Origin of the sequence: Thioclava sp. F1Mire-8, from assembly GCF_002213165.1 — a bacterium.
In the GTDB taxonomy this organism is placed as follows: Bacteria; Pseudomonadota; Alphaproteobacteria; order Rhodobacterales; family Rhodobacteraceae; genus Thioclava; species Thioclava nitratireducens.
Map to the genome: position 1 here is coordinate 563448 of NZ_NBNY01000001.1, position 21443 is coordinate 584890.

Genomic DNA, 21443 nt, shown 5'->3' on the forward strand with positions numbered 1-21443 from the left:
CGCACATGGCTAAAGTTGCAGGGGGCTCTGCCCCCGCTGCATCGTGGCCCTTCCTCTGCGCTCCGGGCGTTCGGCGGGGCGTCCTTCCACTGGAAGGCAGCTCGTCCTACGCCAAGATAATTTCGCCAAGGCGAAGTCAGAGTGAAGGGCGCGCGTTCGGGCTTGCTCGGGCGCGCGCCGCGTCCTAGCTAGGCGGCATGGATTCCGTTTACCGCACAGACCCGATCCCCGCCCCGCCGAGCGCCTTCAACATGGCCGCGCATGTTCTGGCGGCAGGCGCGGCGACCCCGGACAAGCTGGCGATGCAGATCGTGAAGCCTTCGGGCGCGCAGCGCTGGTCCTATGGGCGGCTGACCGCGGCGGTGCGCGGTGCGGGAACGCTGTTGCTCGACGCGGGGCTGACACCCGGAGATCGCGTGATGCTGCGGCTGGGCAACGGTCCGGAATTTCCCATCGCTTTCCTTGGCGCCATCGCAGCCGGGCTGGTGCCGGTGCCGACATCGGCGCAGCTGACCGAGGCGGAGATTACCAAACTGGCGGGCGATCTCGATCCGGCGGCTGTCGTGGCGGGCGATGGGATAGCCCTGCCCGATCATCCGGCGCGCGCAATCCCCGCCGATATTCTGCGCAAGGCCGGGGACGCCGCCCCCTGCGACTACGCAATGGGCGATCCGAACCGCCTCGCCTATATGATCTTCACCTCCGGCACGGGCGGCTCGGCGCGCGCCGTGATGCATGCGCATCGCGCGATCTGGGCGCGGCAGATGATGTATCGCGGCTGGTATGGCATGGGGCCCGACGACCGTCTGATGCATGCAGGCGCCTTCAACTGGACCTATACGCTCGACACCGGGTTGATGGACCCGTGGACACTAGGGGCCACCGCGCTGATCCCGGCGGACAGGGTAGAGCCGCGCAGCCTGCCCCTGCTGCTCAAGCGCTTCGACGCGACGATCTTCGCCGCCGCTCCCGGAGTCTACCGGCAAATCCTGAAACATCATGAGGCGCTATCGCTGCCGAAGCTACGCCATGGGCTGAGCGCGGGCGAGGCGCTGCCGGAGCCCACGCGCGCGGCCTGGATCGCGGCGACGGGCACCAGGGTCTATGAGGCGCTCGGCATGTCCGAATGCTCGACCTTCATCTCGGGCAGTCCGGACCATCCCGCGCCGCCCGGCACCTGCGGCTATCCGCAGGCGGGCCGTCATGTCGCCGTGTTGGGCGAAGACGGGCAACCGGTGCCGCGCGGCGAGCCGGGGCAGCTGGCGATCCATGAAAGCGATCCTGGGCTCTATCTGGGCTATTGGAATGCGTCCGAAGAGACTGCGGCGCGCCGGATCGGCCCGTGGTTCGTCACCGGCGACACGGTCTCGATGGGCGAAGATGGTGCGATCACCTATCTCGGACGCGGCTATGATATGATGAATGCGGGCGGCTTCCGGGTCTCGCCGATCGAGGTCGAAGAGGTCATGCATGACTGCCCCGGCGCGGGCGACGTGGCCGCGGTCGAAATCGCGGTGAAAGTCGATGCAAGCGTCATCGCACTGGCCTATACCGGCGACGCCGGGGAAGAGACGCTGCGCGCCCATGCCGAGGCGCGGCTTGCACGCTACAAGCAGCCGCGCCTTTACGCCCATATCGCCGCCCTGCCCCGCAACCGCAACGGCAAGGTGCTGCGCTCGGAAATCCGCACCATGCTGCAACAGGAGGTCACCTCATGATCACGCTCGATATTTTCGCCGATCCCGTTTGCCCGTGGTGCTTCATCGGCAAGGCGCGGCTCGACCGGGCGCTCGCCCAACGCCCCGACCACCCGTTCCAGCGTGCGTGGCAGCCCTTCGAGCTGAACCCGACGATGCCGCCCGAGGGGATGGCGCGCGCCGATTACCTGCAGGCGAAGTTCGGTCAGGACGGGGCGGCGAAGATGCATGTGCAGCTGCTCGAGATCGCGGAGGCCGAGGGCTACGATTTCCACCCCGAGCGCGTCACCCATCAGCCGAACACCCGCAACGCGCATCGCCTGCTCTATTGGGCGGGGCTGGAAGAGCGGCAGGAAGAGGCGATGGAGGGGCTGCTGGCCGCACATTGGAGCGACGGGCGCAATATCGGCGACTCGACCGTGCTGTGTGAAGTGGCCGAGGCGGCGCGGATGGACCCGCGACTGGTGGAGCGGCTTCTGGCTTCGGATGCCGATATCGACACGATCGTCGCCAAGGAACAACATGCGCGCGAGCGTGGGATCAACGCGGTGCCCTCGGTCGTTGTCGCAAATGCTCATCTGGTGAGCGGCGCGCAACCGACCGAGCTGTGGCTGCAGGTCATCGACGAGCTGTCCGGCACACCGTCCGACGCGACCCAGCACTGACCGAGTTGTCCGGCGTCGCAGCCGCCGTCACTATCGCGTGAGCGCACAGGGGGCTGCGCGCCCGGCCCTCTGGCCAAATCGGCGCAGCTCCCTATGCTCGCGTTTCGAATAGATCCGACTCTCGGAAAGTCCCCCAGAATGTCCCACATCTCTGACGCGCCCCGGGCGCGCACGCCCCTTTCGCTGCCCGAACTGACGGTCATGCTCGCCTCCTTGATCGCGACGGTCGCCTTCTCGATCGACGCGATGCTGCCGGCACTGCCGCAGATCGCGGCAGAGTTGAGCCCCGACGCGGTCAACCGTGCGCAGCTGGTGCTGACCGCCTTCGTGCTGGGCATGGGCGTGGGCACGCTGTTCGCCGGGCCGATCTCGGATGCGCTGGGGCGGCGCAAGACCATCGCGGGGGGGATTGCGATCTACATGGTCGGTGCCTTCGTCGCCGCCCATGCGCAAAGCCTCGAAGCGCTTCTGGCGGCGCGGGTGCTGCAAGGGATCGGCGCATCGGGTCCGCGGATCACGGTGATGGCGCTGGTGCGCGACCTCTTCGCCGGGCGCGAGATGGCGAAGATCACCTCATTCATCATGATGATCTTCATCCTCGTGCCGGCCGTCGCCCCCTCGGTCGGCCAACTGGTGATCGCTCTCGCGGGCTGGCGCGGCGTATTCTGGGCCTTCATGGTCTTCGGCTGCGTCGGCGTGAGCTGGCTGATGATCCGCCAACCCGAAACGCTCGCCCCCGAGGATCGCCGACCGCTGAGCGTATCCAAGCTGCGCGCCGCGGCGCTGGAGGTGATCACCCATTCGGATGTGCGTCTCTATATCGTGACGATGACGCTGGGCTTCGGGCAGATGTTCGGCCTGCTGTCCACCGCGCAGCAGCTTTACGCCGCGCATGGCGTCACCGACACCTTCCCGATGTGGTTCGCGATCGGCGCGCTGCTCGCGGGCTCGGCCACGATCTTCAACGCGCGCTACGTGATGCGGCTGGGGATGCGCAAGATCGTCAAGGGGACCTATATCTCCCAGGTGGCGATCTCGGCGGTAATGCTGGTGCTGGTGCTGCTCGGGTTCACTGACGGCGCGGCGGGCTTCCCGTTCATCTTCATCTACTCGGTCTCGGTCTTCGCGATGGCGGGCCTGACCTTCGGCAATCTCAACGCGCTGGCGCTGGAACATATGGGCCATATCGCGGGCATGGCGGCGTCCATCGTGTCGGCGATTTCGACCGTCGGCGCGGTGATCATCGCAGCCCCGGTGGGCCTGTCCTTCAACGGCACTGCGCTGCCGATGGTGATCGCGACGCTGACCTGCTCGAGCCTCGCCTGGTGGCTGATCCGCAAGACGCAGGAAACCGGCTGACGGGGCTTTACGCGCAGGTGCAAAAGCTACATATGCGCGCATCGCCCTTGTCACGGAGCCTCACCGATGTCGTCGCCCTATGCCCGCCCCGGGTTCTATGATGAGGCGCTCGCCAAGGGACGCCACCGCGACATCGTGGGCGGCCGCTGGGACGAGACGGGCCGCGCGCAGATGGCCGCGCTTCTGGATCACGGGCTGCGGCCCGATCATGTCCTTCTCGATATCGGTGCGGGGGCGTTGCGGCTGGGCTGCAAGGCGGTGCCCTATCTGGAGCCCGGCCATTACTGGGCCACGGATGCCTCGCGCGCACTGATGCTTGCGGGCTATGCGGCGGAGTTGGAGGCGCGCGACCGGCTCGATCCTATGCAGCTGGTCGAAGACGCGGATTTCGGTTTTGATGGCGTGACGGACACGATCACCCATGCCATCGCTTTCGGTGTCTTTCCGCATCTGGAAAGCGACGCGATTGCACATTGCTTCAACGGCTTGCGGCGCTTTGCTCAACTGGAGTGCCTGCTGCTTACGGTATTCCTAGCCCCCGAAGGCGCCACAATCCACCGACAAAACGACGGCGTCGTCACCCACGCGAACCGCGCGCCCTATCACCTTTCGGAAGCCGAGCTCTACACGATGGCGGATGCGGCTGGCTGGCGCCTTATCCGCGACGACCGGATGCTGCCGCGCGGACAGGTGATGTTCCGCGCGGAGCCGCTCAGGCCTTCGTCTTCTTCGCCTCGATAACCTTCTCGGCCAGGTCGCGGGCGATCGCGAAGGCGCCCTTGATCTTGTCCTTGTCGTTCTTCCAGTCGCGGCGAATGACCAGCTTGTTGTCCTTCACCTTGGCAAGATCGCGCTGCGCGGTCAGGAATTCCACGAGCCCCTGCGGGTTGGGGAACTTGTCGTTGTGGAACTGGACGGTCGCGCCCTTCGGCCCGGCATCGAGCTTGGCGATCATCGCGCGTTTGCACATCGCCTTGATCCGGACGACCAGCAGCAGCGTGTTGACCTCTTTCGGCAGTTCGCCAAAGCGGTCGATCAGCTCGGCGGCGAACCCTTCCAGCTCGACCTTGGTGGTAAGGCTCGACAGGCGACGATAGAGGCCGAGGCGCACGTCGAGATCGGGGATGTAGCTGTCGGGGATCATCACCGGCACGCCGAGATTGATCTGCGGCGACCAATCGCCATCCGCCGTCTCGGTCAATTCGCCCGATTTCAGCTTCGAGATCGTCTCTTCCAGCATCGACTGATAGAGCTCGTAACCCACCTCGCGGATGTGTCCCGACTGTTCCTCGCCCAGCAGGTTGCCTGCGCCGCGCAGGTCCAAGTCCTGGCTCGCAAGGTTGAACCCCGCCCCGAGGCTGTCGAGCGAGCCTAGCAGACGCAGCCGTTTCTGCGCTTGTGGCGTCAGCGGCATGCGCGGCTTCGTCGTCAGGTAACAATAGGCCCGTGTCTTCGCGCGGCCTACCCGGCCCCGTATCTGGTAAAGCTGGCTGAGGCCGAACATGTCGGCGCGATGAATTACCATCGTGTTCGCGGTCGGGATGTCGAGGCCACTTTCCACGATCGTCGTCGCCAGCAGAACGTCGTATTTGCCGTCGTAGAAGGCGTTCATCCGGTCGTCCAACTCGCCCGCGGCCATCTGCCCATGCGCCACGAGATATTTCACCTCCGGCACGTGGGTTTGCAGAAATTCCTCGATTTCGGGAAGATCGGAAATTCGTGGCACGACATAGAAGCTCTGCCCGCCCCGGTAATGCTCGCGCAGAAGCGCCTCGCGTACGGTGACAGTGTCGAACTCGGAGACATAGGTGCGGATCGCAAGGCGGTCGACGGGCGGTGTGCCGATGATCGAGAGATCGCGCACCCCGGTCAATGAGAGTTGCAGCGTGCGCGGGATCGGCGTCGCGGTCAGCGTCAGCACGTGAATCTCCGAGCGCATCTCTTTCAGGCGCTCTTTGTGCTGCACGCCGAAATGCTGCTCCTCGTCGATGACCAGCAGGCCGAGATTCGCGAATTTCACCGATTTCGCCAGAACCGCATGGGTGCCGATCACGATATCGACCGTGCCGTCGCGCAGCCCCTCGCGGGTCTTCGTAGCCTCCTTGGCGGAGACGAAGCGGCTGAGCGGTTTCACATTCAGCGCGGTGCCCCGGAAGCGTTCGGCGAAGGTCTTGTAATGCTGGCGCGCAAGCAGCGTCGTCGGCGCGATCACCGCGACCTGCATGCCCGATTGCGCGGCGACGAAGGCCGCGCGCATCGCGACCTCGGTCTTGCCGAAGCCCACATCGCCCACGACGAGACGATCCATCGGCGTGCCCGATTTCAGATCGTCCACCACATCCTCGATCGCGCTCATCTGGTCGTCGGTCTCGGTATAGGGGAAGCGCGCGGCGAAGCTTTCCCACTCGTGATGCGGCGCTTCCAGAATGGGTGCGTGACGCAGGTGACGCTCTGCCGCGATCCGCATCAGCTTGTCGGCGATCTGGCGGATGCGTTCCTTCAGCTTGGCCTTCTTGGCCTGCCATGCGCCCCCGCCAAGCTTGTCGAGCAAGCCCTCCTCATGGCCGTAACGACTGAGCAGTTCAATATTCTCGACTGGCAGATAAAGGCGATCCCCGCCTGCATATTCCAAGAGCACGCATTCATGCGGCGCGCCAAGGGCCGTGACCGTCTCCAACCCCTTGTAGCGCCCCACCCCGTGATCGACATGCACGACCAAATCGCCGGGCGACAGCGTCGTGTGTTCGGTCAGGAAATTCTCGGCCTTGCGCTTGCGCCGCGGCTTCGAGACGAGCCGTTCGCCCAGCACGTCCTGCTCCGAGATCACGGTCATCTCGCTGCCATCGCGCGGGGCTTCGAACCCTTCGTCGAGCGGCCAGACCGTGAGGTTCACCCCCGGCCCGATCTCGCGCGCCGATCCGATCAGCTTCGCGCCGATCACGCCCTCGTCTTCCATCAGGCCTTTCAGGCGCTCACGTGCCCCCTCGGACCACGAGGCGATCACCACGGGACCATCGGCCAGACGCGCCTGAACATGGTCTTTCAACGCGCTGAACAGGCTGACGTTTTCCACCTTGCGCTCGGGCGCGAAATTGCGCCCGACGCGCCCGCCCGCATTCAGGATCCCGGGACCGGGCGGTGCCGGGATCACCTGCAGGCGCAGCACGCGAAGCGGTTTCAACACCGCTTCCCAACTCTCTGGGTTCAAATACAAAAGCTGCGGCGGCGCGGGTTTGTAGACGGAGTCCAGCCGGTCGCGCCGGGTCATCGCTTCGCGCCGCGTGTCATACTGATCCGCGATGCCGTCCCAACGGCTTTCCTGCTGCGCCGCGATCTGGTCGTCGAGCATCACCGACGCATCGGGGAGATAGTCGAAAATGGTCTCGAGCTTTTCATGGAAGAAGCCCAGCCAATGCTCCATCCCCGCCTGTTTGCGCCCTGCCGATACCGCCTCGTAAAGCGGGTCTTCCGCACCACCCGAGCCGAATTCGATCCGGTAATTCTGCCGGAAGCGGGTGATCGCTGCCTCGTCGAGGATGACCTCGGAGACCGGCGCCAGCTCCACGCCTTTCAGCTTCTCGGTCGTACGCTGGGTCACCGGATCGAATCCGCGCGCATCGTCCAGCACATCGCCGAACAGATCGAGCCGCACCGGACCGCCCTCGCCGGGCGGGAAGATGTCGATGATGCCGCCGCGGATCGCGTAATCGCCGGGCTCGGACACGGTCGAGGCCTGCGAGAAGCCCATCCGGACGAGGAATTCGCGCAACGCCTGCTCGTCGATCCGCTTGCCGACCTGCGCGGTGAAGCTCGCGCCCGCCAGAACCTCGCGCGCGGGCACGCGCTGCATGGCAGCCGAAAGCGTCGTCAGCAGAACGAACGGCCCGGGCATCCCCGAGGCGAGCGCAGCCAGCGTCGCCATGCGCGTGGCGGAGATATCGGCATTGGGCGAGACCCGGTCATAGGGCAGACAATCCCACGCCGGGAAGTCCAGCACCGTCGCCTCGGGCGCAAAGAACGCAAGTGCCCCGCGCATGGCCGCCAGACGGCGATCGTCGCGCGCGACATGGATGACCGACTTGCCCTTGGCAAGTTCCTTGGCCAGCAAGGCGGCGTCGAACCCTTCCGGGGCGCCCGAGAGAAGAAAATGCTCCATAGCCAAGCGAGGTATCCGGCCTGTCTCCGGTGTCAAGTTGCTTCGCGCGTCAAACCAGCATCGAGGCGAGAAGGTTCTGATACATTCCCCAGAGCGCGCTCACGATGATCGCGACCACGCCGATCGCCTGCACGTTCACCCGGTGGCGCGAGAGTGCCTTGATCGCAATCGCCGGGTCATGCGCAAGCGTGGGCTCTGCATCGAGCTTATGCGCCAGTCGCAGGCTCAAGCCAAACACGGCCATCATCGGCACCAGCAGCAGAGCGAAAGCCTGCGCCGTCTCCGAGCCGTAGATGAACCCGGTGATGATGAGAAAGCTCAACATGAAGGGGATGGTGATCGACATCGAGAACCCGGCATCGCGCCGGATGCGGTTCAGCCGCCGTGCGCTCAGCGCCGTCATCGCGGCCAGATCCTGACCCGCGTCGCCCCCCTTGCGGCGCGCGCGGATCACCATGTCCCACGGCACGCCCAACACCCAATGCGAGGCCGAAGACCAGACTGCGGCCAAGGCGATCCAATACCACAGGTTGGAAAAGCTGCGCAGGTCGATCAGCCGCGCGATCGTGTCGAAAACTTCCAAGCCCCTCGCCCTCGTTCTTCCGGGTCGTCGTGTCGCGCCCCCTCCTGACGATGCATAGACCAGCCCAGCCCCGAGCGGAAGCCCGCGCGGATCTGCCGCGCTTGCCTGTTACATCGATCCGTGGCACCCATTTTGCCCGAGCCAGAGGAGCCAGCCGATGAACCCGATCCTTCCGCCCTTCCCCCACACCCGTTTGCGCCGGATGCGCCGCACTGCAGCGCTTCGCGATCTGGCACAGGAACACCGGTTGAGCGTGAAGGACATGATCTGGCCGATCTTCATCACCGACGTGCCGGGCGCGGATGTCGAAGTGCCCTCGATGCCGGGCGTCGTGCGCCGCACGCTGGAAGGCGCGGTGCGCGCCGCCGAAGAGGCCGCAAAGCTTGGCATCCCGGCGATCTGCCTCTTTCCCTATACCGATCCGGCAGTGAAGACCGAGACCTGCGAAGAGGCCTGGAACCCCGAGAACATCACCAACCGGGTAATCCGCGCGATCAAGGCCGAGGTGCCCGAGATCGCGATCATGACCGATATCGCCCTCGACCCCTACAATGCGAACGGCCATGACGGGCTGGTGCGCGACGGGGTTATCCTCAACGATGAAACCGTTGAATGTCTTGTGAAAATGGGGATCGCGCAGGCCGAAGCCGGGGCCGATATCCTCGGGCCTTCGGACATGATGGACGGGCGGATCACGGCGCTGCGCTCGGCGCTCGAAGGCGCGGGTCATTCGGACGTGACGATCCTCAGCTATGCCGCGAAATATGCCTCCGGCTTCTATGGACCATTCCGCGACGCGGTCGGCGCCACCGGTGCGCTCAAGGGCGACAAGAAAACCTATCAGATGAACCCCGGTAATTCCGACGAGGCGATCCGGCTGGTCGCGCGCGATCTGTCGGAGGGCGCAGACATGGTCATGGTGAAGCCGGGGATGCCCTATCTCGACATCTGCCACCGCGTGAAAGAGCAGTTCGGCGTACCGACCTATGCCTATCAGGTCTCGGGCGAATACGCGATGATCATGGCGGCGGTTAAGAACGGCTGGCTCGACCACGAGAAGGTCATGCTCGAAAGCCTGATGAGCTTCCGCCGCGCGGGCTGCGATGGCGTGCTCACCTACTTCGCGCCGGAGGCCGCGAAACTGCTCGGTAACGGCTGAGCAGGGTCTTGCCACTTCGGCGTGAATTGGCTCAAGAAGAAGTGACAAAGCGGGTTCCCTCGTCTATTAATTGTGCCAAGCGGTCGTAATAAGACCATTCAGCCCGGCGCGAGATCGGGCATATCGAGCGGAGCGACAGACATGACGAAACTTTCCAGACGGACCCTTCTGGCGATGGGCGGTGCGGGGCTCGGCCTTGCGGCCTGCGGCAACGGCGTGGGCAGCGCAGGCAGTGCCAAGCTGGACGCGCGGGTCGATGCCACCCGGAACTACCTTCTGACGAAATATCCCGGCACGCGCGACCTCGAGAACAAATCGGTGGGCGTGCTCTGGATGCCGCTGATGACCGAGGCGGGCTTCGGCGTAGGTGGGGCTTTCGGGCGCGGCGCACTGCGGATCAACAACGTGACGGTCGATTACTACGCGGCGGCAGCGGCGAGTTTCGGTCTGCAGATCGGCGCGCAGCAATATGCCCATGCCCTGTTCTTCATGACGCCCGAGGCGCTGTCCAGCTTCCGCCGCGGCGATGGCTGGCAACTGGGCGCGGATGCGCGCTACGCGGTGCCGGATCAGGGCGGCGCGATTTCGGCCTCCACGCTGACCTCGACCGCGCCGATCATCGCGTTGGTCTTCGGCCAGGCCGGTCTGATGGCGGGCGCGACGCTCGCGGGCACCAAGTATACCCGGATCATTCCGTAAAATCTGCCGCTTAGACTGCTTCCTTAAAGCCAAACATAAAGAAAGCCCCGCAGATTGATGATCTTGCGGGGCTTTTCATGATTGCGGGCGCATAACGGATCAACCGCCGAGGATCACCCGCACATAGTTGCGAGTCTCGCGATACGGCGGAATGCCGTTATGTTTCGCGACCGCCTCCGGCCCAGCGTTATAGGCCGCGAGCGCCAGCCGCCAGCTTCCGAAGCGATCATACATCATCTTGAGGTAGCGCGCGCCGCCCTCGAGGTTCTGCGCCGGATCGCGCGGGTTCACGCCCAGTTTCGCGGCGGTCGCGGGCATCAGCTGTGCCAGCCCCATCGCCCCCTTGTGCGAGCGCGCCTGCGGGTTCCAGCCGCTCTCCTGCTGTACGAGCCGCAGAAACAGGTCGGTCGGGATGCCGTGGCGCGAGGCCACCGATTTCGCGGTGTTGATATACTGGCCGCGATACTTGCCGTTGTAGCGTGGAACGCTCTCGGCACTGGCGGTCTGGGTCAGCTTGCCGCCGGGTCGCAGCCGCGAGGAATGTTCGTATTGCTGGGCTGCGCGCGTGTCGAGGATGTTGGTCTGGTTTCGGAACAGCATCGCACGCGATTTCGAAGAGTTACCCTGGAGCCTCAGCCCCTCTGCCTGGGCGCTCATCGGGCCCGTCATCACCGTCGCCGCGGCAATCGCCGCAAGCCCGAGAATTCCGATCGTCCTACGCATCGGCCCCTTACCATTCACTGTCCATATTTTCGGGGCCAAACTATAAAGAAATCGGCAAAAAGTTAAAGGAAAACGCCGAATGCCTCGGCAATCTCCCGCCGACTCGCTTCCCTAACGTCAGATTGCGCGTGCCTGTTGCGCTTTCGCATCAGCCTTGATGGGGCCGTGAAACAGCTCCTCCACGAAGATCGAGACAAGCTGGGAACGGCCCGAGACCCCTGCTTTGCGGTAGACTGAATTGAGGTGGGATTTCACCGTCGCCTCGCTCGATCCGCGAAAGGAGGCGGTCTCCGAGACCGAGAACCCTTTGATGGTGAAGGCCGCCACATCGGCCTCTGCGGGCGTGAGCCCCCATTGGTCAAACTGCGCGCCCATCATCTCGGCCATCGCGCCCTGTGCGGCCCCGATGGTGCGATCCGCGCGCGCCTGACGGCGCAGGAGCGCCCAGAGCACCGTCGCCTCGACGACGATCCCCGCGATCAGGCCGAGATTGGCGAACAGCTCCATGTTGAGATCCACCGTGAACCGTCCGGCTTCGCGGATGTCGTTGAACACGTCTGCCACGAAGAGAGCGGCACAGGCCGTCTGGAATAAGATGAGGGCGACCAATGCGCCCTCTTTCGTCCAGACCGAGACTCGCGCTCGCGATATCGCCATGGGCGTTTACCCTCTGTTGCTGCGGAACACCTTCTTACCGGTGATCATCGCGCGCGCAAGGTTCACGCGCAACCGACGGCTCTCAAAGACGACGGCGGCGATATGGGCGGCGATCGAAACCTCGGCCCAGTTGACGGCCAGTTCATGCACTTCCTTGGGCCATTTCACGCCCCAATAGGCGTCAGTCGTCATCAGGTAGCCCGAGCCCGCGATGACCAGAAGCGTGATCAAAAGATTGTAGATCATCAGCGCGCCGAGTGGCGAATGGCCCAGATGCGCGTGCCGCCGCCCCGTCGCCATATCGCGCAGCTGCGTCAGCGCGCCGGTGGGCGATGGCGGGAAATCCTTGAACTTCGCATGACGCGTCCCGAACACCCCCCAGAGGATGCGCGCGATCACGAGCCCCGCGACCGTGTAGCCGATCCAGTGATGCAGATCGTTCTTCGGCGAGGTGAAGAAGGCGTTGGCGGTAAAGAGGCCCGCGATCGACCAGTGGAACACCCGGACGAACGGGTCCCAAACGCTATGCGCGCCAACGGGCGGCGGTTCTGCGTGAGACGTTTCATGCGACGGAAGATCGGTAAAGCTCGCGTCTTCGATGGCCATGATCGGGCCCTCCTGCTGCTTTCGGGAAAGACTGGCGTGAAGAGGACGGGCCGATCGTGCCGGCCCGTCCCCGAGGATCGGATCAGTTGCTGTCCGAACGCTTCACCTGCTTGAGGTTCGAGTCGAAGAAGAGCTTGGCGCGCTTGCCGTCCTTCATCGCGTAAACCTCGATATAGCCGCCATCCGTTTCCATGCTGCGAACCTGGTATCCCTGATCTTTCAGCTCGGCTGCGAGCTTCTGCTCTTGTGCCGGGGCCACGTCGCCTTCGCCACTTTCGGCGAGTGCGGGGAGAGTGGAAGCAGCGGCAATCGTAGCGCTCGCGGCGATCAGCATCAGGTATTTCATGGGGTATCTCCTCATGGGATATGGGTTTGCTCGACCGGATCGGGCGGGGTCGTCCCCGGGTGCCGTCCGGCTCGTGCAGACCTGGGGCAAACCCGGACCGCCAGCTATCGACGCAAGGTTGGAAATGCGGTGCCGAAATCGCTCTCAAACCAAAGATGCACGCGGGATTTCGCCGCTTTCCGTCACGGTTGAGCGAAGCTTCGCCCCTAGGCTCCAGCGGGGCTCTGCTCTATACCCTTTGGGACCAATTCTAGAATCGCAGGCGGAGGCAATATGGCAGGCAGCGTCAACAAGGTCATTCTGATCGGCAATCTGGGGCGCGACCCAGAGGTGCGGACCTTCTCGAACGGCGGCAAGGTGTGCAACCTGCGCATCGCCACCTCCGAGACGTGGCGCGACCGCAATACCGGCGAGCGCAAGGAGCGCACCGAATGGCATTCGGTCGCGATCTTCTCGGAGCCGCTGGCGAAAGTGGCCGAGCAATATCTGCGCAAAGGCTCGAAGGTCTATATCGAAGGCCAGCTCGAGACCCGCAAATGGCAGGACCAGAACGGTCAGGACCGCTACTCGACCGAGGTCGTGCTGCGCCCCTATCGCTCGGAACTGACCATGCTCGACGGGCCTGGCGGCTCGGGCGGCGGTCAGGGCGGCGGTGGCGGTGGCTACGGCGGCCCGTCCTCGGGTGGCGGCGGCTACGATGACGGCGGCGGCTATGGCGGCCCGTCCTCGGGCGGCGGCGGCGGCGGTGGCCGCTCGGATTTCGACGACGAGATCCCGTTCTAAGCCAGAAACAAGAAAGGCCCCCGGTTCGGGGGCCTTTGCTTTTGAAGCTGTCCGATGTCAGAGAAGCGCGCCTGCGCCCTGCCCTTTATTTCGCGGCGGTTTCGCCATCCAGAAGCGGGCGCAGATCCGAGGCGATCACGCGCTCTGTCAGCGGTCCGGCAAAGCGATAGAGCACCTTGCCCGCGCCATCGATCACGAAGGTCTCGGGCACGCCGTAGACGCCCCAATTCAGCGCCATCTTCCCTTTCGGATCGGCCCCGAGCTCAGCGAAGGGATTGCCCATCTCGCTGAGGAAACCCTGCGCCTTGGCGGGCTTGTCCTTGTAGTTGACCCCGTAGATCGGAATCCCCTCATCGGCGAGCGCCTCGAGATTGGGATGCTCGACCCGGCACGGCGCGCACCACGAGGCCCAGAAGTTCACCAGCTTGATCTTGCCGTCCTTGAGATCGGCATCGGTGAAGGGTTTGAAATCACCCAGAGGCTCCAGCTGCACCGGCGGCGCCGGTTTGCCCGCAAAGGCGGTGGGAAGCTGCGTCGGGTCTTCGCGCGTCATCCCCCAGATGAACACGCCCGCGAGCCCCGCGAAGATCAGCGGCGGCAATAGCATCAGCGGCTTAACCATGTGCGCCCCCTTTCCGGCGGGCCTCGGCCTCGGCCAGTTGACGTTTCACCTTCGCGCCCCGCATCAGCGAGACGACGACGATCAGCACCAGAAGCACGACCGTCGAGGCCCAGGCGATATTGACGGTGTAGGTGTAGGATTTGGTGGACGGGTCCACGAGGACGACGCCGCCCTCGGTGACGGTGCCGCCTTGTTCGGTCGTATCACTCATGCCATGCGCTCACGTTGCTGGATGGCGCCCAGACGGCGCGCGCGGACCTCGGTGCGGGTGCGGATCAGCACCAGCGCGAGGAAGAAGAAGATGAACCCGGCCATGCAGAGAAGCAGAGGGAACCAGTAGACATCGGCGATGTGCTGCTCGGAATCCATCGAGAGCGTCGCCCCCTGATGCAGCCCCTGGTTCCAGAAATTCGCCGCATAGCGCGAGAGCACCGCGAAGACCCCGCCGACCAGGCTGAGCACGCCGGTCAGATCGGCGGCCGTATCGGGGTTCTCGACCGCGGCCCAGAGCGCGATATAGCCGAGGTAGAACAGGAACAGGATCAGGAACGACGTCAGGCGCGGATCCCATTCCCACCAGGTACCCCACATCGGCTGGCCCCAGACCGCGCCGGTGATCAGCGCAATCAGCGTCATCACCGCGCCGATGGGCGCCGCGGCCTTGGCGGCGAGCGCCGAGACATGGTGGCGCCGGATCAGCCAGATCAGCGAGGTCACGACCATCATCACCCAGATGTTGATCGCCATCATCGCGGCGGGAACATGGACATAGATCACCTTCACCGAGCCGCCGAAATTCTCGGCGGCCGGGACGAAGAAATAGCCCCAGACCAGCCCGACGATCAGCGTGATCGCGGCAATTCCCACCGTCCAGGGCAGGACCTTGTCCGTTGTCTTCATGAATTTGACGGGGTTGGCGTATTCCCAGATCGACATCTTGTTGTTCTGCTCACCTTCTGGCCAGGTTGGCTCTTCCTATCATGGGATGCGCGCGGGAAGCCCTAGCGCAGATTGACGCGGATCGCGGCGGCCGAGGCGAAGGGCACGAGCGCGATCGTCGCCGCCGTGATCCCGGCGAGCATCAGAAGCGGTGTCTCGGTGTTCATCCCCTCGGCGCCACGGCGCACGAGCTCCGCCCCGAAGATGAGGGTCGGCACGTAGAATGGCAAGACCAGCAGCGACAACAAAAGTCCTCCGCGCTTCAGCCCGACGGTCAGCGCGGCCCCGAACGTGCCCAGAACCGAAAGCGCGGGCGTGCCCAGAAGAAGCGAAACCACCATCCAGACATGCGCCCCTTGCGGCAGATGCAGCAAGATCCCGAAGATCGGCGCCGCGACGACCAGCGGAAGCCCGGTCGTGATCCAATGCGCGAGCGCCTTGATAGAAACCACCCCTTCCAGCGGCACAGGCGCGGTGACCAGCAGATCGAGCGAGCCATCCTCGTAATCGAGCGCGAAGATCCGGTCGAGCGAGAGCAGGCAAGCCAGAAGCGCTCCGACCCACAGGATCCCCGGCGCGATCCGCGCGAGGACTTTCCCCTCGGGGCCGACGCCGAAAGGCACCAGCGTCACCACGATCAGGAAAAACGCGAGCCCGAGCCCGAAGCCGCCACCTGCGCGTACCGCGAGGCGCAGGTCTCGCATAAGAAGCGCGATCATGTCCGGCCTCCTGCGCGAGCCAAGGGGGCGCTGCCCCCTTCGCGGCTGCGCGGCTCATCCCCCGGGATATTTCCGCCAATCCGAAACAGCGCGCAGCTGCTTTCGCCTTGGTCCAAATATCCCCGCCGGAGGCTCCCGACCGCGCAGACCGCGCCGCGGCAGGTCACAGGAAAGCCTCGTCGAAGGCACCCTGCATCCCGCCCTCTTCCGGCATCTTGGCCTTGAAGGGCGTCAGGTCGAGGACCTTCGCCTCGTCCAGCCCAAGATCGATATGGGTCGCGATCAGCGCCGCTCCGCCGCCCGCGAGATGGCCGCGCACGGCCTCGGCGAACAGCGCGACGGAGGCGGTGTCGAGCGAGACGGTCGGCTCGTCCAGCACCCAGATCGGGCGCCCGGTCACCAGAAGACGCGCAAGCCCGAGGCGGCGTTTCTGCCCCGCCGACAAGCTATGCGCAGGCCGTGTCTCGAGGCTTTTGAGGTTCATCCGCGCCAGTGCAGGTTCGATATCGCGGGTCGCATAGACCGACGCCCAGAAGCCGAGGTTCTCGCGCACGGTCAGCGTCGATTTCAGCCCGTCGGAATGGGCGGCATAAGCCATGCTTTCCGGCGGCACCGAGACTGTCCCCGCCAGAGCCGGTTGCAGCCCCGCCAAAGTGCGCAGGAGCGTCGTCTTGCCGACCCCGTTGGGACCGCGCAGCACTAGCGCATGACCGGCGTCGAGCGTGAAGCTCAGGTCTTCCAGCACCGGAAGCCCCCCGCGCGACACTGCGAGCCCGTCGACCGACAGCATGCTCATTCAGGCGTCTCGGAGGCGTCGGGTTTTTCCGGCATCGCGATCAGCGCGCAGCCGACGCGGCGGCCTTCGGACAACAGCACGTTATAGGTACGCGCCGCCGACGGCGTGGCCATGCCCTCGCACATCAGTCCCTCGGCCTCCAGTTCGGCCACGAGGTCCTTCGGCAGATGGGCGATCTCTTCGCCGGTGCCGATGAACAGCACGTCGAGCTTTCCTGCGAGCGCGAGCATCGGCGCGCGGTCGTCCAGACCGCCCCAGTTGCCCATCTCCTCTCCCGAGACCCAGATCGAGCCTCGCGTGACCTCTCCGGCGACGCGGAAAAATCCCGGCCCGTAACCGTCGATCGGCAGCGAGGCCCCGAAATTGGCTTCAGTCAGTAGCGACATCCGTTTTGTCGAAGAACTTCTCCGAGGGGTCCTTCTTCTCCTTGTTGCGGTCCAGCCCGATGAACAGGACGATGTTCTTTGCGACATAGACCGAGGAATAGGTACCCACGATCACGCCCCATGTCATCGCGAAGACGAAGTTGCGGATCACGTCGCCGCCCAGAACGAGCAGCGAAATCAGCGCCAGCAGCGTGGTGCCCGAGGTCATCACGGTGCGCGACAGCGTCTCGTTGACCGAGAGGTTCATCACCTCGCGCAGCGGCATCTTCTTGTATTTCACAAGGTTCTCGCGAAGACGGTCGAAGACGACGACGGTATCGTTGATCGAGTAGCCGAGGATCGTCAGCAGCGCCGCGATGATCGACAGGTCGAACTTGATCTGGAACAGCGCGAATATGCCCACGGTAACGGTCACGTCGTGGATCAGCGCCGCGACGGCGCCGACCGAGAACTGCCACTCGAACCGCAGCCAGATATAGACGAGGATCGCGGCGACCGCGGCCAGAACCGACCAGATCGCGGTCCAGATCAGCTCGCCCGAGACTTTCGGGCCGATCGACTCGGTCGCGACGATCTTGATGTCCTTGTTCACCGTTTTCAGCGAGTCCAGCACCTTGGCCTGGGTCTCGGGGCTAATCGCCTCCTGCCCGTCCTGCGCCTGGATGCGGATCGTGACGACCTTCTGATCGGCGCGGAAGTTGGGGTCATAGACCTGCGTGATCAGCACGTCGCCCAGACCGAGCGGCGCGATGGCCGAGCGATAGGCGCCGATGTCGACCGGTTCGGTCTGGTCGGCCTCGGTACGGATCGTGGTCCCACCTCGGAAGTCGATGCCGAGGTTCAGACCCATGGTCAGCACGAGCACGATCGAGGCCAGCACCATGACGACGGAGAAGCCGAAGGTCGCGACCTGATGCTTGAAGAAGTCGAAGTTGGTCTTTTCGGGAACCAGTTTCAGACGGAATGCCATGTCTCGATCTCCCTTAAAGAACCAGTTCGCGGGGACGACGGCGCGCGAACCAGAGGCTCACGAACAGCCGCGTCACCCAGATCGCGGTGAAGACCGAGGTGATAATCCCGATCAGGAAGGTGACGGCGAAGCCCCGCACCGGGCCCGCGCCCAGCACGAAGAGGATCACCGCGGTGAGGAAGGTGGTCACGTTGGCGTCGATGATCGCCGACATCGCGCGCTCGTAACCCAGTTCGATCGCTCTGGCGGCTTTCGCCTTTTGCTGATTGCGCAGCTCCTCGCGGATACGTTCGAACACGAGCACGTTGGCATCGACCGCGGTCCCCATTGTCAGCACGATCCCTGCGATACCGGGCAGCGTCAACGTGCCGCCGATTGCCGACATGATCGCGAAGATCAGCGCGATGTTGATCCCCAGCGCCAGCGAGGCGAAGACGCCGAACGTGCCATAGGAGGCGATCATGAAGACCACCACGAGCACCGCGCCCACGGCCGCCGCCATCTTGCCCGCGGCGATCGAATCCGCGCCGAGTTCCGGGCCGATGGTCCGCTCTTCGAGGAAATTCATCGAAGCAGGCAGCGCGCCGGCGCGCAGCAACAGCGCGAGATCGGTCGCCTCTTTCACCGTGAAGCGGCCGGTGATGATGCCCGAGCCGCCCGCGATATGCGATTGGATCGTCGGGGCCGAGATCACCTTCTTGTCGAGCACGATGGCGAAGGGCTTGCCGATATTGTTCTGCGTGTAATCGCCGAAGGTGCGCGCCGCGCTCGCGTTGAAGCGGAAGGCCACCGCCGGATAGCCGTTCTGATCGGTATCGGGGCGCGCGTCCGTCAGGTCCTCGCCGGTCACGACCGGAACACTGTCGAGGATGTAATAGAGGCCCTTCTGGTCGGCCGAGGGCAGGATTTCCTGATCCGAGCCCACCGCTTCATTCGGGTTCGAGCTGGTGCCGATCACCGAGTTGAAGGTCAGTTTCGCCGTGGTGCCGATCAGCTGCTTGATCTCCTGCGCGGAGCTCGCGCCCGGCACCTGGATCAGGATGCGGTCGGAGCCTTCGCGCACGATCGTGGGTTCACGGGTGCCCGCGGCATCGATCCGGCGGCGCACGATCTCGAGCGATTGCTGCATCGTGCGGTCGTCGGTCGCAGCTTTCTCGGCATCCGAGAGCTGGACGATCAGCTGGTTGCCCTGGGTGGTGATCGCGAGCGTCTTCTGGCCCACGCCGGTCAGCGAGGAGACAGGGTTGTTCAGCGTCTCGGCGATCTTCTGGGCTTCGGCGATCTGGTCGGCATTGCCGATCTGGATGCGCAGAACGCCGGGATCGGCGTTGAGCCGACGGATCGAGCCGAGCGTCCCGCGTTCGGCGGCGAGCGCCTTGCGGAACTCGGGCCAGAGCGCATCGACGCGGGCCTTGTAGACCTCGTCGACATTGACCTCGGCCAGAAGCTGCGCGCCGCCGCGCAGATCGAGACCGAGGTTCACGATGTCGGAGGGCAGCCAGTCGGGCCAGCCCGCGCGCGCGGCCTGCTGATCGGGCGTCAGGGCCTGGCCCTTCGCAGCGGCGGCAACGGCATCGTTATGCCCCTCCACCCGGTTGTAAAAGATGTTCGGCGCGGCAAAGACGAGCCCGATCACAACGACGATCAGGATCAGCACGCGCTTCCACAGCGAAATATGCAACATGGGGGACGGGCCTTATATGGCTTATTCGGAGGTCTTGGCGGGTTCGGTGCGCGAGAGAACCTGCACGATGGTCGATTTCACAACGCGGACCTTCACGCCCTGCGCGATCTCGACTTCGACTTCGCCGTCTTCTTTGAGATGGGTGACTTTGCCGAGGATACCGCCCTGGGTCACGACCTGATCACCGCGGCGCAGCGCCTCGAGCATCGCCTTGTGCTCCTTGGCTTTTTTCTGCTGCGGACGGATCAGCAGGAAATACATGATCACGAAGATCAGGATCAGGGGAAGGAACTGGCCGAACGCGGCGGCGGGGTTGCTGGCGCCACCGGCGGCCTGCGCGAAAGCGGGGGTCACGAACATGATCTATGGTCCTTTGTCATGGGCCTTGGGGGCATGACGCCCCGGTTGTCGGCGCGCACCCTATCCGTGGCCCTGAGGCTTGGCAAGGCGAAGCGGCCCCGGCACGCGCGTCCTCACGTCGCGTTGACGGGGCGAAAGGAGGCGCGCAGCGCGGGGTCGTCGCCCGGTCGCGACAAAGAGCAACGGAAACGGTGTGCGGCCCGCGTCGCGAAAGGGAGACACCCGCCGCGGAAAGAGGGGCTCTGCCCCGTTCCTCCGGAGCGTCCCCGGAATACCTGCACCTAGGGGAAAGGGCACCCGGTGGCCGTCAGGCCAGCGGCAGGGCGCGCTCGGCCAGACGTGCGAGCAGCGATGCGCCCACCGGCGCCGCCTCGTCGTTGAAATCGAAGCGCGGATGGTGGAGCCCTGCCCCCTCGCCGGTGCCCATGAACAGATAGGCGCCGGGCCGCGCGGCCAGCATATAGGCGAAATCCTCGGCGCCCATTTCACGCGGAGCATCGGTGACCACGCGCTCGGGGCCCGCGATTTCACTTGCGACCTCCGCGGCGAAGCCGGTCTCGTCAGGGTCGTTAACGGTGGGCGGGTAGCCACGTTCGTATTCGATCTCGACGCTGACGCCGTGCGCCGTCGCGATACCTTCGCAGATCTCGTGGATCCGTTTCTCGGCCAGATCGCGGATTTCCGGCTCGAAGCAGCGAATCGTCGCAGTGAGAAAGCCGCTTTCGGGGATGATGTTGAGCGCGGTGCCCGCGTGGATCTGCGTCACCGAGATAACGAGCGCATCTCCCGCGCCCACGTTGCGCGCGACCACCGTCTGCAGCGAGGAGACCATCGCCGAGAGCGCCGGGATCGGATCGATGCAACCCTGCGGTGTCGCCGCATGGCCGCCGCGCCCCGTCACCGTCACGCGGACCTCGTCGACCGACGCAAGATAGGGACCGGGCGTGGTGTAGAAATGCCCGAAAGGCAGCCCCGGCGCATTGTGGATCGCGTAGACGCGCGAGATGTCGAAGCGCTCCATCACGCCGTCCTCGACCATCACCTCGGCGCCGCCGCCGTCTTCCTCGGCGGGCTGGAAGATCAGCGCGACGGTCCCGGCGAATTTTCGGGTCTCGGCGAGATAGGCTGCCGCGCCCAGAAGCATCGCCGTATGCCCGTCATGCCCGCAGGCATGCATCTTGCCTGGGGTTTCCGAGGCATAGTCCGCATGGGTTTCCTCGGTGATCGGCAGAGCGTCCATGTCGGCCCGCAGGCCCACGGTCGGGCCCGCGCCCTGCCCCTTTATCAGCGCCACGATACCGGTCTCGGCGATGCCTTCATGAATCTCGTCCACCCCGATCTCACGCAGCCGGGCCGCGACATAGGCCGAGGTTTCGTGCAGCGCGAAGCGCAGCTCGGGATGGCGATGCAGCCAGTGCCGCCATTCGGTCATTTGCGGGCCGAGATCGGCGATACGGTTGAGAACGGGCATAGTGGACTTCCCCTTGCGGGCTGGTTAGGCCAGAGGCATTCGCATGGCAGGAGGCAAGCTGCA

23 protein-coding genes are annotated in these 21443 nt (G+C 64.8%); 7 read left to right on the plus strand and 16 right to left on the minus strand.

The window, feature by feature from the left end:
* Positions 1-197 precede the first annotated feature (197 nt).
* The 4 genes from B6V75_RS02585 to B6V75_RS02600 all read left to right on the plus strand — a co-directional run bounded on the left by B6V75_RS02585 (position 198) and on the right by B6V75_RS02600 (position 4462).
* Positions 198-1718 carry a class I adenylate-forming enzyme family protein gene (locus tag B6V75_RS02585; protein ID WP_088718626.1) on the plus strand — a complete coding sequence of 507 codons (1521 nt, stop codon included), beginning with the start codon at positions 198-200 and terminating at the stop codon, positions 1716-1718.
* On the plus strand, positions 1715-2362 hold the full coding sequence (locus tag B6V75_RS02590) for a DsbA family oxidoreductase (protein ID WP_075774783.1): 648 nt from the start codon (positions 1715-1717) through the stop codon (positions 2360-2362). The genes B6V75_RS02585 and B6V75_RS02590 overlap by 4 nt, the downstream gene beginning before the upstream one ends.
* Positions 2363-2500: 138 nt before the next feature.
* Positions 2501-3721 carry a multidrug effflux MFS transporter gene (locus B6V75_RS02595; RefSeq protein WP_240496892.1) on the plus strand — a complete coding sequence of 407 codons (1221 nt, stop codon included), beginning with the start codon at positions 2501-2503 and terminating at the stop codon, positions 3719-3721.
* A 66-nt stretch (positions 3722-3787) separates the two neighbouring features.
* Positions 3788-4462, plus strand: coding sequence for a class I SAM-dependent methyltransferase (locus B6V75_RS02600; RefSeq protein ID WP_088718627.1), 675 nt, complete (start codon positions 3788-3790; stop codon positions 4460-4462).
* Here B6V75_RS02600 and mfd read toward each other — a convergent pair.
* Both mfd and B6V75_RS02610 read right to left on the minus strand, forming a co-directional pair.
* Positions 4434-7877 carry a transcription-repair coupling factor gene (mfd, locus tag B6V75_RS02605; RefSeq protein WP_088718628.1) on the minus strand — a complete coding sequence of 1148 codons (3444 nt, stop codon included), beginning with the start codon at positions 7875-7877 and terminating at the stop codon, positions 4434-4436. The two genes, B6V75_RS02600 and mfd, sit on opposite strands and share 29 nt — an antisense overlap.
* 49 nt (positions 7878-7926) lie before the next feature.
* Complete coding sequence (locus B6V75_RS02610) at positions 7927-8460, minus strand: hypothetical protein (RefSeq protein ID WP_075774780.1); 534 nt, start codon at positions 8458-8460, stop codon at positions 7927-7929.
* 157 nt (positions 8461-8617) lie between these two features.
* On the opposite strand from B6V75_RS02610, the gene hemB reads away from it, so the two are divergent.
* Together hemB and B6V75_RS02620 are read left to right on the plus strand one after the other, a co-directional pair.
* Positions 8618-9619 carry a porphobilinogen synthase gene (hemB, locus tag B6V75_RS02615; protein WP_075774779.1) on the plus strand — a complete coding sequence of 334 codons (1002 nt, stop codon included), beginning with the start codon at positions 8618-8620 and terminating at the stop codon, positions 9617-9619.
* 141 nt (positions 9620-9760) lie between these two features.
* Positions 9761-10318, plus strand: a complete 558-nt coding sequence (locus B6V75_RS02620; protein ID WP_075774778.1) for a YSC84-related protein — start codon at positions 9761-9763, stop codon at positions 10316-10318.
* A gap of 99 nt (positions 10319-10417) precedes the next feature.
* Here B6V75_RS02620 and B6V75_RS02625 read toward each other — a convergent pair whose 3' ends face one another.
* The 4 genes from B6V75_RS02625 to B6V75_RS02640 all read right to left on the minus strand — a co-directional run bounded on the left by B6V75_RS02625 (position 10418) and on the right by B6V75_RS02640 (position 12650).
* Complete coding sequence (locus B6V75_RS02625) at positions 10418-11041, minus strand: lytic transglycosylase domain-containing protein (protein ID WP_075774777.1); 624 nt, start codon at positions 11039-11041, stop codon at positions 10418-10420.
* A gap of 117 nt (positions 11042-11158) precedes the next feature.
* Positions 11159-11698, minus strand: a complete 540-nt coding sequence (locus B6V75_RS02630; RefSeq protein ID WP_075774776.1) for a helix-turn-helix transcriptional regulator — start codon at positions 11696-11698, stop codon at positions 11159-11161.
* Between the two features lie 6 nt (positions 11699-11704).
* The gene (locus B6V75_RS02635) at positions 11705-12304 is read right to left on the minus strand and encodes a cytochrome b/b6 domain-containing protein (protein ID WP_077701218.1); all 600 of its coding nucleotides are present in this window, start codon (positions 12302-12304) and stop codon (positions 11705-11707) included.
* 82 nt (positions 12305-12386) lie between these two features.
* Entirely contained in the window at positions 12387-12650 is a 264-nt protein-coding gene (locus tag B6V75_RS02640; protein ID WP_166504522.1) for a PepSY domain-containing protein, read from the minus strand.
* A 273-nt stretch (positions 12651-12923) separates the two neighbouring features.
* Here B6V75_RS02640 and ssb point away from each other — a divergent pair, with 273 nt between their 5' ends.
* The gene (gene ssb / locus B6V75_RS02645) at positions 12924-13433 is read left to right on the plus strand and encodes a single-stranded DNA-binding protein (RefSeq protein WP_075774774.1); all 510 of its coding nucleotides are present in this window, start codon (positions 12924-12926) and stop codon (positions 13431-13433) included.
* An 85-nt stretch (positions 13434-13518) separates the two neighbouring features.
* Here ssb and B6V75_RS02650 read toward each other — a convergent pair whose 3' ends face one another.
* The 10 genes from B6V75_RS02650 to B6V75_RS02695 form a co-directional block, all read right to left on the minus strand.
* The gene (locus tag B6V75_RS02650; protein ID WP_088718630.1) at positions 13519-14055 is read right to left on the minus strand and encodes a DsbE family thiol:disulfide interchange protein; all 537 of its coding nucleotides are present in this window, start codon (positions 14053-14055) and stop codon (positions 13519-13521) included.
* Entirely contained in the window at positions 14048-14266 is a 219-nt protein-coding gene (ccmD, locus tag B6V75_RS02655; protein WP_088718631.1) for a heme exporter protein CcmD, read from the minus strand. Before ccmD ends, B6V75_RS02650 begins: the two co-directional genes overlap by 8 nt.
* Complete coding sequence (locus B6V75_RS02660) at positions 14263-14991, minus strand: heme ABC transporter permease (protein WP_075774772.1); 729 nt, start codon at positions 14989-14991, stop codon at positions 14263-14265. Before B6V75_RS02660 ends, ccmD begins: the two co-directional genes overlap by 4 nt.
* Positions 14992-15056: 65 nt before the next feature.
* Positions 15057-15713: a heme exporter protein CcmB gene (ccmB, locus tag B6V75_RS02665; RefSeq protein WP_088718632.1), complete on the minus strand. Its 657-nt coding sequence runs from the start codon at positions 15711-15713 to the stop codon at positions 15057-15059.
* A gap of 163 nt (positions 15714-15876) precedes the next feature.
* On the minus strand, positions 15877-16509 hold the full coding sequence (gene ccmA, locus B6V75_RS02670; RefSeq protein WP_088718633.1) for a heme ABC exporter ATP-binding protein CcmA: 633 nt from the start codon (positions 16507-16509) through the stop codon (positions 15877-15879).
* Entirely contained in the window at positions 16506-16895 is a 390-nt protein-coding gene (locus tag B6V75_RS02675; protein ID WP_088718634.1) for an Mth938-like domain-containing protein, read from the minus strand. The genes ccmA and B6V75_RS02675 overlap by 4 nt, the downstream gene beginning before the upstream one ends.
* Complete coding sequence (gene secF / locus B6V75_RS02680) at positions 16879-17865, minus strand: protein translocase subunit SecF (RefSeq protein ID WP_075774769.1); 987 nt, start codon at positions 17863-17865, stop codon at positions 16879-16881. The genes B6V75_RS02675 and secF overlap by 17 nt, the downstream gene beginning before the upstream one ends.
* A gap of 13 nt (positions 17866-17878) precedes the next feature.
* Positions 17879-19549, minus strand: a complete 1671-nt coding sequence (gene secD, locus B6V75_RS02685) for a protein translocase subunit SecD (RefSeq protein WP_075774768.1) — start codon at positions 19547-19549, stop codon at positions 17879-17881.
* Between the two features lie 21 nt (positions 19550-19570).
* Positions 19571-19909, minus strand: a complete 339-nt coding sequence (gene yajC / locus B6V75_RS02690) for a preprotein translocase subunit YajC (RefSeq protein ID WP_088718635.1) — start codon at positions 19907-19909, stop codon at positions 19571-19573.
* 307 nt (positions 19910-20216) lie between these two features.
* The gene (locus B6V75_RS02695) at positions 20217-21380 is read right to left on the minus strand and encodes a M20 aminoacylase family protein (RefSeq protein WP_088718636.1); all 1164 of its coding nucleotides are present in this window, start codon (positions 21378-21380) and stop codon (positions 20217-20219) included.
* Positions 21381-21443 lie beyond the last annotated feature (63 nt).

Coding starts and splice junctions, on each gene's coding strand:
- B6V75_RS02585 (WP_088718626.1), top strand. CDS start 198: ATGGATTCCGTTTACCGCACAGACCCGATCCCCGCCCCGCCGAGCGCC.
- B6V75_RS02590 (WP_075774783.1), top strand. CDS start 1,715: ATGATCACGCTCGATATTTTCGCCGATCCCGTTTGCCCGTGGTGCTTC.
- B6V75_RS02595 (WP_240496892.1), top strand. CDS start 2,501: ATGTCCCACATCTCTGACGCGCCCCGGGCGCGCACGCCCCTTTCGCTG.
- B6V75_RS02600 (WP_088718627.1), top strand. CDS start 3,788: ATGTCGTCGCCCTATGCCCGCCCCGGGTTCTATGATGAGGCGCTCGCC.
- mfd (WP_088718628.1), bottom strand. CDS start 7,877: ATGGAGCATTTTCTTCTCTCGGGCGCCCCGGAAGGGTTCGACGCCGCC.
- hemB (WP_075774779.1), top strand. CDS start 8,618: ATGAACCCGATCCTTCCGCCCTTCCCCCACACCCGTTTGCGCCGGATG.
- B6V75_RS02620 (WP_075774778.1), top strand. CDS start 9,761: ATGACGAAACTTTCCAGACGGACCCTTCTGGCGATGGGCGGTGCGGGG.
- B6V75_RS02625 (WP_075774777.1), bottom strand. CDS start 11,041: ATGCGTAGGACGATCGGAATTCTCGGGCTTGCGGCGATTGCCGCGGCG.
- B6V75_RS02630 (WP_075774776.1), bottom strand. CDS start 11,698: ATGGCGATATCGCGAGCGCGAGTCTCGGTCTGGACGAAAGAGGGCGCA.
- B6V75_RS02635 (WP_077701218.1), bottom strand. CDS start 12,304: ATGGCCATCGAAGACGCGAGCTTTACCGATCTTCCGTCGCATGAAACG.
- B6V75_RS02640 (WP_166504522.1), bottom strand. CDS start 12,650: ATGAAATACCTGATGCTGATCGCCGCGAGCGCTACGATTGCCGCTGCT.
- ssb (WP_075774774.1), top strand. CDS start 12,924: ATGGCAGGCAGCGTCAACAAGGTCATTCTGATCGGCAATCTGGGGCGC.
- B6V75_RS02650 (WP_088718630.1), bottom strand. CDS start 14,055: ATGGTTAAGCCGCTGATGCTATTGCCGCCGCTGATCTTCGCGGGGCTC.
- ccmD (WP_088718631.1), bottom strand. CDS start 14,266: ATGAGTGATACGACCGAACAAGGCGGCACCGTCACCGAGGGCGGCGTC.
- B6V75_RS02660 (WP_075774772.1), bottom strand. CDS start 14,991: ATGTCGATCTGGGAATACGCCAACCCCGTCAAATTCATGAAGACAACG.
- ccmB (WP_088718632.1), bottom strand. CDS start 15,713: ATGATCGCGCTTCTTATGCGAGACCTGCGCCTCGCGGTACGCGCAGGT.
- ccmA (WP_088718633.1), bottom strand. CDS start 16,509: ATGAGCATGCTGTCGGTCGACGGGCTCGCAGTGTCGCGCGGGGGGCTT.
- B6V75_RS02675 (WP_088718634.1), bottom strand. CDS start 16,895: ATGTCGCTACTGACTGAAGCCAATTTCGGGGCCTCGCTGCCGATCGAC.
- secF (WP_075774769.1), bottom strand. CDS start 17,865: ATGGCATTCCGTCTGAAACTGGTTCCCGAAAAGACCAACTTCGACTTC.
- secD (WP_075774768.1), bottom strand. CDS start 19,549: ATGTTGCATATTTCGCTGTGGAAGCGCGTGCTGATCCTGATCGTCGTT.
- yajC (WP_088718635.1), bottom strand. CDS start 19,909: ATGTTCGTGACCCCCGCTTTCGCGCAGGCCGCCGGTGGCGCCAGCAAC.
- B6V75_RS02695 (WP_088718636.1), bottom strand. CDS start 21,380: ATGCCCGTTCTCAACCGTATCGCCGATCTCGGCCCGCAAATGACCGAA.